This window comes from Rahnella sp. PD12R, assembly GCF_019200965.1.
Lineage (GTDB): Bacteria > Pseudomonadota > Gammaproteobacteria > Enterobacterales > Enterobacteriaceae > Rahnella > Rahnella laticis.
Map to the genome: position 1 here is coordinate 26,993 of NZ_JAHTMS010000003.1, position 12,036 is coordinate 39,028.

The 12,036-nt window shown below is 51.4% G+C and carries 11 protein-coding genes; 3 read left to right on the forward strand and 8 right to left on the reverse strand.

Annotated elements, in window-relative coordinates; translation table 11 throughout:
• Positions 1–139: 139 nt before the first annotated feature.
• Positions 140–2,533: a glucose/quinate/shikimate family membrane-bound PQQ-dependent dehydrogenase gene (locus KWG64_RS07200; protein WP_195824254.1), complete on the forward strand. Its 2,394-nt coding sequence runs from the start codon at positions 140–142 to the stop codon at positions 2,531–2,533.
• Between the two features lie 60 nt (positions 2,534–2,593).
• Here the strand turns inward: KWG64_RS07200 and KWG64_RS07205 are convergent, their stop codons facing one another.
• Positions 2,594–3,052, reverse strand: coding sequence for an acyltransferase (locus tag KWG64_RS07205; protein ID WP_218521413.1), 459 nt, complete (start codon positions 3,050–3,052; stop codon positions 2,594–2,596).
• Between the two features lie 165 nt (positions 3,053–3,217).
• On the opposite strand from KWG64_RS07205, the gene KWG64_RS07210 reads away from it, so the two are divergent.
• Positions 3,218–4,021 carry a hypothetical protein gene (locus KWG64_RS07210; protein WP_218521414.1) on the forward strand — a complete coding sequence of 268 codons (804 nt, stop codon included), beginning with the start codon at positions 3,218–3,220 and terminating at the stop codon, positions 4,019–4,021.
• A gap of 118 nt (positions 4,022–4,139) precedes the next feature.
• Here the strand turns inward: KWG64_RS07210 and KWG64_RS07215 are convergent, their stop codons facing one another.
• From KWG64_RS07215 to KWG64_RS07235, 5 genes are all read right to left on the reverse strand, one after another.
• On the reverse strand, positions 4,140–4,409 hold the full coding sequence (locus KWG64_RS07215) for a hypothetical protein (protein ID WP_218521415.1): 270 nt from the start codon (positions 4,407–4,409) through the stop codon (positions 4,140–4,142).
• A 151-nt stretch (positions 4,410–4,560) separates the two neighbouring features.
• A complete protein-coding gene (locus KWG64_RS07220; RefSeq protein WP_218521416.1) occupies positions 4,561–5,592 on the reverse strand; it encodes a methionine synthase in 1,032 nt (343 codons plus the stop codon).
• A gap of 26 nt (positions 5,593–5,618) precedes the next feature.
• Positions 5,619–6,602: a DUF1852 domain-containing protein gene (locus tag KWG64_RS07225; RefSeq protein ID WP_218521417.1), complete on the reverse strand. Its 984-nt coding sequence runs from the start codon at positions 6,600–6,602 to the stop codon at positions 5,619–5,621.
• A 369-nt stretch (positions 6,603–6,971) separates the two neighbouring features.
• Positions 6,972–7,217 carry a DUF1272 domain-containing protein gene (locus KWG64_RS07230; RefSeq protein WP_218521418.1) on the reverse strand — a complete coding sequence of 82 codons (246 nt, stop codon included), beginning with the start codon at positions 7,215–7,217 and terminating at the stop codon, positions 6,972–6,974.
• A gap of 122 nt (positions 7,218–7,339) precedes the next feature.
• Entirely contained in the window at positions 7,340–8,761 is a 1,422-nt protein-coding gene (locus tag KWG64_RS07235) for an MFS transporter (RefSeq protein ID WP_218521419.1), read from the reverse strand.
• Positions 8,762–8,897: 136 nt separating this feature from the next.
• Between KWG64_RS07235 and KWG64_RS07240 the strand changes: the two genes are divergently transcribed.
• Positions 8,898–9,803, forward strand: a complete 906-nt coding sequence (locus tag KWG64_RS07240; protein ID WP_218521712.1) for a LysR family transcriptional regulator — start codon at positions 8,898–8,900, stop codon at positions 9,801–9,803.
• 9 nt (positions 9,804–9,812) lie between these two features.
• Here the strand turns inward: KWG64_RS07240 and KWG64_RS07245 are convergent, their stop codons facing one another.
• Both KWG64_RS07245 and KWG64_RS07250 read right to left on the reverse strand, forming a co-directional pair.
• Positions 9,813–11,189: an amidase gene (locus tag KWG64_RS07245; RefSeq protein WP_218521420.1), complete on the reverse strand. Its 1,377-nt coding sequence runs from the start codon at positions 11,187–11,189 to the stop codon at positions 9,813–9,815.
• 1 nt (position 11,190) lies between these two features.
• Positions 11,191–12,030, reverse strand: coding sequence for an MBL fold metallo-hydrolase (locus tag KWG64_RS07250; RefSeq protein WP_255562109.1), 840 nt, complete (start codon positions 12,028–12,030; stop codon positions 11,191–11,193).
• Positions 12,031–12,036: the final 6 nt, after the last annotated feature.

Here is a 12,036-nt window from a genome sequence, read left to right on the forward strand (position 1 = left end):
ACCCCCGCGAAGCTGCCAGACGCCTGCACGTGTTAACGCTGGCAGCATTCGCAAGGCATGACGCCCGTGTAAACCGGGTGTTCTTGAAGATTCAGCGCACCTGAATCGACGATTATAAAAATCTGTAAGGTCATCAACTATGGAAACGAAAGCCTCGTTATCACGCATCGTCGTAATAATTACCGCTTTGTTCGCCGCGTTAAGCGGGATTTATCTTTTAGCTGGCGGTATCTGGCTGGCGAAATTAGGTGGTTCTCTTTATTACATTATTGCCGGTGTGATTTCGCTGGTCACCGCGTGGCTGCTGTTCCGCCGTCGCTCTTCTGCATTACTGCTTTACGCCGTGTTCCTGTTCGGCACCACGATCTGGGCTGTGTGGGAAGTGGGCACTGACTTCTGGGCGCTGACACCGCGTCTGGACGTGACCTTCTTCCTCGGCCTGTGGATCCTGCTGCCCGTTGTGTATAACCAGATGATCGCTAAGAACGCTTTCGCACGCGGCGCACTGGCGCTGTCGCTGGTGTTCACCGTGATCGTTCTGGGTTATTCCATCTTCAACGACCCGCAGGTCATTAACGGTACGATTAAAGCGGCAGATTCTGCGCCTGCAAAATCGGATTCCGGCATTCCTGACGGTGACTGGCCTGCCTATGGCCGTACTCAGGGCGGTACCCGTTACTCGCCGCTGAGCCAGATCAACGACCAGAACGTACATAAGCTGGATGTGGCCTGGACTTTCCGTACCGGCGACCTGAAAACAGCGAACGATCCGGGTGAAATCACGGATGAAGTCACGCCAATCAAAATCGGCGATATGCTTTATCTGTGTACGCCACACCAGAAACTGTTTGCTCTGGATGCTGCGACCGGTAAAGAGAAGTGGAAATTTGATCCGCAGCTCAAGCCGAACCCGACTTTCCAGCACGTGACCTGCCGTGGTGTGTCTTACCATGAGACTACGCCAGCCGCGCAAGGCACCGAAACCAACGGCGCAGCGCCTGCGGTTTGTTCACGTCGCATCATTCTGCCTGTCAACGATGGCCGTCTGTTCGCACTGGACGCTGAAACCGGCGCACGTTGCCCGGCATTCGGTAACAACGGTGAGCTGAACCTGCAAAGCAACATGCCTAACGCGGTTCCGGGCCACTACGAACCGACTTCACCGCCAATCATCACTAAATCTGTGATCATTGTTGCCGGTGCGGTAACCGATAACAACTCAACCCGCGAGCCTTCTGGCGTGATCCGTGGTTTTGACGTTGAAACCGGTAAACTGCTGTGGGCCTTCGATCCGGGCGCGTCTGATCCGAACAAGCTGCCTGCTGAAGGCGAGCACTTCGTGGCGAACTCCCCGAACTCATGGGCTCCGGCGTCTTATGACGACAAACTGGATCTGGTTTATTTGCCAATCGGCGTAGCGACTCCGGATATCTGGGGCGGCAACCGTACGCCAAATATGGAACGTTTCGCGAGCGGCCTGCTGGCGCTGAACGCGTCCACCGGTAAACTGGCGTGGTTCTACCAGACTGTTCACCACGATCTGTGGGATATGGACGTTCCGGCTCAGCCAACGCTGGCTGATATCACCGACAAGAACGGCAACAAAGTTCCTGCGATTTATGTACCGACCAAAACCGGTAACATCTTCGTGCTGGACCGTCGTGACGGTAAGCTGATTGTTGATGCGCCTGAGAAACCTGTTCCGCAGGGCGCGGCGAAAGGCGACCACGTGTCTCCGACTCAGCCATTCTCCAAACTGACTTTCCGTCCTGAAGCCAAACTGACCGGCAAAGACATGTGGGGCGCAACGATCTACGACCAGCTGATGTGTCGCGTGATCTTCCACAAACTGCGCTACGAAGGGACGTTCACGCCGCCTTCAGAGCAGGGCACGCTGGTATTCCCGGGTAACCTGGGGATGTTCGAGTGGGGTGGTATCTCTGTGGATACCGACCGTCAGGTGGCTATCGCTAACCCGATCGCTCTGCCGTTCGTGTCCAGACTGATCCCACGTGGTCCGGGCAACCCGATCGAGCCAGATGCTAACGATAAAGGCGGTTCTGGTTCTGAGTCTGGTATCCAGCATCAGTACGGCGTGCCTTACGCGGTTACCCTGAATGCGTTCCTGTCTCCGCTGGGCTTCCCATGTAAACAGCCTTCATGGGGTTACATCTCCGGCGTTGACCTGAAAACCAATGACATCGTGTGGAAAAAACGTATCGGCACCGTGCGCGACAGCTCACCGGTTCCGCTGCCGTTCAAAATGGGTATGCCAATGCTGGGCGCACCGATTTCAACTGCCGGTAACGTGTTCTTCATCGCGGCAACCGCAGACAACTACCTGCGCGCGTTCAACATGAGCAACGGTGACAAACTGTGGGAAGCCCGTCTGCCAGCTGGCGGCCAGGCAACCCCTATGACTTACTCTGTGAATGGCAAACAGTACGTTGTTATCGCAGCCGGTGGTCACGGATCGTTTGGCACCAAACTGGGCGATTACATCATCGCTTACGCACTGCCAGACGAGAAGTAATCCACGTTTGAAGAAAGTGTGAAATGAATGGAAAGGCCGCGAAAGCGGCCTTTTTTACGGCTATAGCAAACGCAGTAGTTTCGCCGGATTCCCCGCGTACACGCCTTTCTCTGTAATATCTTTCGTCACCACGCTGCCCGCGCCGATGACCGCGCCGTCACAAATGGTTACAGCCAGAATGGTCGCGCCGCTGCCGATCGAAACGTGGTTGCCGACCACAATTCTGGCCCATGAATCACGATCCGGATTGGGTTTCCCATCACGGAACATATCGTTAGCAAACATCACGCCGTGGCCGATAAAACATTCCTCACCGACGGTAACGTATTCGCAGATAAAACTGTGCGACTGGATTTTCGTTCCGCGTCCTATTTTGGCGTTCGCCTGAATTTCGACAAAAGGGCCGACAAAAACCGCATCGCCCAGTGTGCAGCCATAGACGTTGGCCGGTTCGATGATCACGACGCCGTTGCCCGTAATCACGTTTTTGACCTGTGCGTTGTGAGATGTGCAGGGCATCCGGTGCTCCTTTAAATTAATCAGAAGGATTCCACTCAACATTTCAGGCATAGTGCCGATGTCTTTTTAGTCTTTTAAAACAGACAATAATTTATACTTTATTGCGGAGTTCGTTTTGTAAGAAACGAATATCACTGAACTCATAAACTTCAGGGAAAATGTGAAATGACAGACATGGATGTAAAAATTGTAGAAGAAAATACGGTGCCTAAGGCGATCAATCGCCTGATCAAGAATGGCTGGGCGGGCGCAGTGGCTTCGGCACTGATCACCGTCGCGCTGGATGTCTATTTCTGGACAAGCGGCGTCAGAAACGTGCTCGTTTATTTAAACCTTATTTATGTGTTCGTAGCCTGTGGTTTGGCATACGGGATTTACCGGCGCAGCCGCACCTGCGCGGTGCTGATGCTTCTGCTGTTTGTACTGGATAAAGTCTACGCGCCTGTTGTTTACAGCAGCAGTAACATTCTTTTCTTTGCCATGTTTATGATATTTTTTTCCGGCGGGGTTGTGGGCACTTTCTGGTATCACTCAAAAGCACGTTCGCAGGATGTCAGCAGCACAAAAGTGCTGCTCCTGACGGCGCTGTGTGCAGCCGTCTGCATCGGATTCGTGGCTGGCGTGAAATACCTGATGACCGATTCCCCGCAGAAAGCCTGGCATGAATTCCATCAGCAACTCGATACAGTCAATGCGAAAGGCAGCTTCCCGGTCAGATTGGATTATTACACCGTCCTGCAAAGCGCCGAGCTCAATGACAAAACCCTCATTTATACCTACACCATCGAAAACACCCGCCTTGCCGATATCACCGATGCCCAACTTGAAACTCAGAGCCGGAATAATTTCACGGGGGCCTATTGTGCGGGCAATATGGTGAAGAAATATGGTTTGAAGGTTGAGTACGTGTATACGCAAGGGTTGACTGAAAAATCATATTCCTACAATAAAAATGATTGCATGAATTAAGGCATTGCCGGACAAAGTTTTCGCTATGTCCGGCACCCCGTCACCAGCGGGTAGTTACGGCAAATCTGGGAGAGTCAGCAAAAGTGTTAAGCCGTGATATAAAAGGCTCGGTCTGCTTCTATGTGAACAGGAATTTAATGGTCGATCCTACAAGATATAAAGCGAATGCGATCTGCAATACCCGGAATAAGCGCCTGACATAGCGCCATTGGTTGCGTTCTCTGGCGTTGGCTTTAGCGATTGAAACATCGGGGTTTTCTTTTTTGTTCCTTCTTTTCTGTAGCTCAGCATAGCCCCAATAGATAAGAAGAAGAACAACCAATATTTTCATAAGGACTGAGCTTTCTATATTGAAATGTGCTTCCCAATGCCAGTTTGTATTGTTCATTCCTTCTCATCTCTTCGGTTGACTTCGAGGGTTTATAACAAGTAATGGCCTTGATATCCATGCTTATTGAAAGGTTATTATGCATTCAGATAGAGACTCCGGGTTAAGCAATTTGCTTACTCAACCCGGACGGCGTTCTTTTCAGGCGGGGTTATTTAGCCAGCAGTTCTTTACGGACGATTTCTGCGCCTGCGCTTAACGCATCGAGCTTGCCTCGTGCGACGCCACGCGGTAACGGGATCATGCCGCAGTTGGTGCAAGGGTAGAGCTTATCGGCGTCGACGAACTGCAATGCTTTGCGGAGTGTCTCGGCGACTTCCTCAGGTGTTTCAATGCTATTGGTTGCCACATCAATCGCACCAACCATCACCTTTTTACCGCGAATGAGTTCCAGCAGTTCGATGGGAACATGCGAGTTATGGCATTCCAGTGAGATAATATCGATATTTGATTTTTGCAGTTTCGGGAAAATCTTTTCGTATTGTCGCCAGTCTGTTCCCAGCGTTTTTTTCCAATCCGTATTGGCTTTAATGCCGTAGCCGTAGCAAATATGCACCGCCGTCTCACATTTCAGCCCTTCAATGGCTCTCTCTAACGTGGCAATGCCCCAGTCATTCACTTCATCAAAGAACACATTAAAAGCGGGTTCATCGAACTGGATAATATCGACGCCAACGGCCTCTAATTCTTTCGCTTCTTCGTTGAGAATTTTAGCGAATTCCCAGGCCAGTTTTTCGCGGCTTTTATAGTGGTTGTCATAAAGCGTGTCGATCATCGTCATCGGGCCTGGCAGGGCCCATTTGATCGGCTTGTCAGTTTGCTGACGCAAAAATTTGGCATCTTCAACAAATACAGACTTTTGACGGCTGACCGGCCCAACGACGGTCGGCACGCTCGCATCATAGCGATCACGAATTTTAACGATCTCGCGTTTCTCAAAATCAACGCCGTTAAGATGCTCAATAAACGTAGTGACAAAATGCTGACGCGTTTGCTCGCCATCACTGACAATATCAATGCCTGCCTGTTGCTGATCTTCCAGACAAAGGCGCAGGGCATCTTGTTTACCGTCGGTTAATTCCTGATCTTGCAATTTCCAGGGTGACCAAAGGACCTCAGGTTGTGCCAGCCAGGAAGGTTTAGGTAAACTGCCCGCCGTTGAAGTGGGTAATAACTTTTTCATAATAGATGACCCTGTATTTTGGTTAATCAAAGAACGGAATTAGCAGTCCACTGCTCAAGAATTGCCTGGTAAGGTTTAATGAAATTATCTTCAGTAAACTTTCCCTGCTCAATGGCTAAATGGCTACGTTCTTCCCGATCATAAACAATTCGTGTTAATGAATAATCTTGTTGATTCAGGCTGGGCTGATAGCATATTCCTGCCGCTGAGTTCGCGTTATAAATCTCAGGACGGTAAATCTTCTGGAACGTCTCCATCGTGCTGATGGTGCTGATCAGTTCGAGATTGGTGTAATCGCTGAGTAAGTCGCCAGAGAAATAGAAAGCCAATGGCGCAACGCTATTTGCAGGCATGAAATAACGAACCTGTAATCCCATTTTGCTGAAATAGTGATCGGTTAATGAAGATTCATCCTGCTGATATTCGATACCCAAAACAGGATGCACATTACCCGTACGGTTATAGATGTTTTTACTTGAAACACTGAGACAGATTACGGGCGGTTTGGTGAAATTTCTTTTGTAACTGTCTGAATTGACGAAGTGTTTGAAGATATTCCCGTGTAATTCGCCGAAATTATCGGGAAGGGTAAACTGGTTTTTTCCCTTATTGTGCGCAGAAAGCAGCACGCTAAAATCATAATCACGTACATATGAGGAAAAATTATTCCCGACAATACCGTCAATGCGTTCGTTCGTTTTTTTATCAACGATATTTGTTTTTAATATTTCAATGACCGGGAAAGTATCGTTTTTGCTTTCAGCGTCAATCTTCAGCTCAACGGAAACAATTTCAAGTTTGACACAATAACGATCGCCTTTAGGGTTATCCCAATGCGCAAGAGAATTGAAACGATTGTCAATCATCATTAAGGCGTTGCGCAAATTCTCCTGGCGTTTCTCACCTCTGGCCAGATTCGCAAAGTTGGTGGTGATACGCGTACTTTCCGAAGGGTTATAATCCTCGTCGAAACGAATGCTCTTAACAGTAAATGCAAACTCTTTATTCATTGTATTCCAGCGCCCTGATGTATGAAATATAACCTGATATGTTGCTTGCCTTACAGGAATAAACCTTTTTCGTTTCTGACTTGCTACATCCTGTAGCCTTCAACATATTTACAGATAACAATTATGTAAAATTCTTGTATGCACAATTTATGCCTGAGTCATTGAATGAGGAAAAGTGATTTAATTTCACCGAACATGAACGATGTTCATGATCAGCCACAGGGCAGGAATGCGACAGAGCGCACATTACGATGATTTATGGCGTTGATGGTGAAGGTCAGAGAGGGGAAAGGAACCGGCTGGCAGCTGATTTTCCATCAGGGCACGCCAGCGGCTTAAACGCTGGCGTTGCCTTGTGCCGGCTAATCATCAGGAAGAAGCACAGCCCGCAGGATTAAATACCCGTGTTGTCGAGGCCGGATTATTGGCGAGTTTATTTTCCGGCCTGCGGGGGCGCGCAACCAATTCTCCGCCACAATTCGGGCAAATTCCGCCCAGTTTTGTGTCGGCGCACGTGACGCAGAAGGTGCACTCAAACGAACAAATTTTCGCGTCAGCCGACGTCGGCAGCAAATCGGTATTACAACACTCGCAATTGGGTCTCAGTTCCAGCATAGAAATTTATCCTCTGTGGGTTCACTTCATGATGAGCAAGCTTCAATTTTCACCGACGTGTATCGTCGTAAACATAACCTGAAAAAGCGGTTTGGGAAAAGGCTTAGCCAGTAGAACGCCCGTCATTTCTCTGCCTGCAAATCATGCCGCTGACCGCGCAACCGACTCACGCTGATCACAACCGCCAGAATGGTAGCAATCACGGCGACCCACAGGCTCAGTTTTACGGCGTGGGCTTCACGGATCACGCTGTTGGCGGCGTAGATGGACAGGATCACGCCGACGACTGCCGCGCCAAGGCACTGCCCGAAGGTGCGCATAATCGCCAGTACGCCGGAGGCGTAGCCGCTGTGTTCGCGCGAGGCATTCGACAGCATTTCGCGGTTATTCGGGCTCTGGAAACAACCGAAACCGAGGCCGCAGACGAAACTTCTCAGGCCAATATCCCAGAATTGCGGATGTTCAGGCAGCTGCGCGAGCAGCAATAATCCCACCCCGAAAACCGCCAGACCGATTGTTGAAATGATGGCGGCAGGATAGCGATCTGCGAGACGTCCTGCGTGGGGCGCGGCGAGTATAATCCCCAGCGGCCACGGCGTGAAAAGCAGGGCGGAGACAAACGCGCTGTAACCGTAAACGCTCTGGAACAGAAACGGCAGCGCCACGAAGGTAATTCCCTGGCTGACAAATGAGGCCAGCGAGGTCAGCGCCGCCAGAGAAAAGCGCGGGGAGGCGAAAATGCCGAGCGGCAAAAGAGGTTTTGTCGCGCGGCGCTGACGCCAGACAAACGCGACGCCGGTCAGAATAGCGATCAGTCCGTAGCTGACCGCCGTGGCTAAATCATCTGCACCGGGGCGTGAAAACGCGTCTGCGGCCATAATCAGCGCACCGAGCATCGCGGCGGATAACACCGCACCCGCAAAATCAAACGGCTGGCGCGTGGCTGCCGGATTCGCCGGAATGACGCGCAGCGCGAGGATCATCGCAATAATGCCCAGCGGGATATTAATCGCAAACAGCCATTGCCAGCTGAGCGCCGATAAAATGGTGCCGCCGAGCACGGGTGCGATGGCAGTGCTGGTGGCGATAATCAGGGCATTCAGGCCAAGAATTCTCCCCAGCAGACGGGTTGGAAATACGGATCGTAAAATCGCCGGGCCAATACTCAGCGTGGCCGCTGCGCCGATCCCCTGCAACACGCGCATGAACACCAGCACGTCGAGAGAGGAAGAGAGCGCGCAGCCCAGAGATGAAAGGGTGAATAGGGCCAGTCCGGCGACGAAAATCGAACGAAAGCCGATATGGCTGGCCATCGCCGCAAAAATCGCCAGTGCCATGGACGCTGAAAGCAGATAACCGTTGGAAACCCACACCGCCGCACCCGCCGAAATATTCAGCGCCCGCGCGATTTGCGGCAACGCGATATTCACCATCGAACCGTCGAAAACCGACATCGTAGCCATCGTCATGACGGCCGCCATCGCAAAACCGCGCTCGCGGCCCGGTAATCCTTCATCGCCGGGTCTGTCTGAAAATAATTCCATAATTAAAACCGTTCTCTCTCACAGGGGATGCAGGAAATATAGCGGGACGCCGGACATAGCGGAAGGCGCAGCATTTGCATTGAATACCTGCACCAAACGCCTTCTCTCCGGTTTCATGGCGCGTTACACTGCACGCATGACTGAACCTGACCTGAACTTACTCATTGCGCTGGATGTGCTTCTCGCTGAAAGAAGTGTAGCGGGTGCTGCGCGCCGTCTGGGATTAAGTGCTTCCGCGATGAGCCGTACGCTCAGCCGCCTGCGCTCGACCACAGGCGATCCTTTGCTGGTGCGCGCCGGACGCCAGATGGTGCTGACGCCATATGCCGAAGAGATCCGCGAACGTGCGCAGAACGCCAGTTTTGAAGCGCGTGCGCTGCTTCGGCCGTCTTCGGCAGAACTCCATTTAGCCCGGCTTGAGCGCACTTTTCTGATCCGCTCCAACGATGGTTTTGTGGTGGCGTTTGGCGCGGCACTGATTGCCGCTGCCGCGCAGGCCGCGCCTTCCGTGTGTTTGCGGTTCACGCCTAAACCGGAAAAAACGTCTAACGCATTGCGCGAAGGGCGGGTTGATCTCGAGATTGGCGTCGTCGGCGATATGGGGCCGGAAATCCGTTTGCAGACGTTGTTCCGCGACAGGTTTATTGGCGTGGTGCGCAAAGGCCATCCGCTGGCGCGGAAAAAGGCGCTTACCGCGCAGGAATATGTTTCGTTCGGACACATTGTTGTTGCCCGCCGTAACGGCACGCACGGTCCGGTGGATGACGCACTGGCCGAAGCGGGGCTGAAACGCAAAATCGCCGCCGTGGTGCCGGGGTTTTCCGCCGCGCTGGCGATTGCCCAAAACTCTGATCTGGTGGCGCTGATCCCCGCGTCATTCCTGATTTCTGATCCCGTCGGGCTTCACGCGTTTGAACTGCCGGTGAAAACCCGCGAAATCACGATTTCACAAATGTGGCACCCGCGCTCGGAAGTCGATCCGGCGCACCGCTGGCTGCGTCAGCTGGTGCTGGGCGTTTGCCGCGAAAAAGTGCCGCAATGAAAACAGGGACTAAATCGCCGGTGTAGTTCCGCACCGGCTAAACACAGACGCCGCTCTAATCAAAATATTTTCATTATTTTTTAATGCGAGCAGCTCCATCCCAACCGGGAAACCATTTTTTGTAAACCCGACAGGGATGCTCAATGCCGGCGCGCCCGTCACCGCTGAAAGTAACGCATTACTTCCTTCCTGCTGCTCTCCAATTTTCACCGGTGGATGACGAACGACGGGATAAATCAAAATATTGATACCGTTTTCGGCGAAAAACCGCTCCAGATCTGCGTAAAGTTGCTTTTGAATTTCCAGCGCCTGAGTGTATTCACCGGAAGATGTACCTTTGTGAAAAGCGCGACTTTTAAATACGGCGTCTAATTGCGGATGGTAAAGCTTTGATTCATAGATAGCCTTCAGTGATTTAAATTTTGCTTCGGTTCTGAGGGCCAGAAATTGTTCCAGCGATTCGGCAAATTCATAAGCAATCACATTCGCTTCATTGACCCGTTGTTCAAGGTCAGGAAACTCAACATGCGACACTTTGCCTGCATGGCGGGTGATTTTATCTGCGGCTTGCGTGATTAAATTCCTGATATCGGCATTCTCTGGCGTGGTTCCCGTAAACCACGCGTCCAGCAAACCGGCGCTGATTTCGCCTTTGAAAGGTGCAATCGGATTTCCTGCGAGTATTTCGGCTGCCAGCCACAAGTCTCCGGCATTTCTCACTAACGGCCCGGCAATATCCTGAGTCGGGGATAAAGGCACAATGCCTTGCATTGCGATGCTTCCCCGCGTTCCTCTCAGCCCGTAAAGGTTATTAAATGCCGCAGGGATGCGGACTGAGCCAGCGGTATCTGTGCCGATTGCCAGCGGAACGTAGCCTGCCGCAACCGCCACGGCGGAACCACTGCTGGAGCCTCCCGGAGAGTAGCCCGCGAGTAACGCATTCTGCGTAAAACCGGTTAGTGATGAAGCGCCGGTGATCCCGGCGGCAAGTTCGTGCATCGCCGTTTTGCCCAATAAAATTGCGCCTTCCTGCCGGAGTCTGGTGATCAACGGGGCGTCCTGGCTGGCGATAATCCCTTCTAACGCAACGGATCCGGCCGTGGTGGGCCATCCGGCCACATCGATATTGTCTTTAATCAGAACGGGAATACCTTCCAGCCTTCCCGGCGTCGCACCACGGGCGCGTTTTTCATCACTGCCGGACGCAGCAAGCCTGGCTTCATTTGCGAATAATCTTGTGATGGCATTGAGCGCCAGCCCGGTTTTATCGGTACTTTCAATGCGTGCAATGGCAAGCTCAACAAGTTCCTGAGAGGTGACGAGCCGATCATCGAGAGAACGCAGCAATGAAATGACAGACGCTTTAGCGTAATCATCCGGTGTCATTCTATTTTTCCTCATAAATTGCTGATGATTTCTGGCCGTGAGTGATCTCCAGAACACGGCCATAAGAAGCGCCCGGGAAATGGGAACTGAACCAGAGCGCGTGATGTTCTTTACACCAGTCTATGGCTTTTATTCTGGACTGTTCCGCCAAAGGCTTATTCTCACAAAATACAGAATTCCAGTGCGGGTACGCAAACTGCACCGGGTTATGCATGACATCGCCGGTAAAAAGCGCGTATTCCCCGGCGGATTGCAGGGTGATGGAGGCATGGTCGATACTGTGTCCCGGCGTGGGCATAAATTTTAAAATTCCGGCAAAAAGGGGTGAGGCCTGGATATCGATCGTTTCCAATTTCCCGTTTTCTATCAGCGGCAAAATACTGTCCTGATATAACGCGTGACGCTTTTCATCGGTTTTGCAGTGTTCTAATTCTGTTGCGGAGCAAACATAGCGGGCATTGGGAAACAGTGGTTTCCATTCACCTTCGCGGCCGTCAGTATTCCACCCGACATGGTCAGTGTGTAAATGCGTCAATAAAACATAGGTGACGTCTTCGGGTGAAAATCCGGCCTGTCTGAAGTTTTGCAGATAATTTGTATTTAACTGATGAAATAACGGAACGTTATTCCTGTTGCGGTGATTACCGGTGGCAGTATCAATAATGATAATATCGCTGGCGGTTTTAATGACCCAACTATGCACAGAGATTTGGATATATTTATCTTCATCGTCAGCCATATCACAAAGGTGATCAGGGAACAGCGACGTTAATTTAAATGATGCGGTTTGCTCGGTGATTTTTGAAATTCTACAATTTCCGACCGTTACTGGAATGTGCATATTACT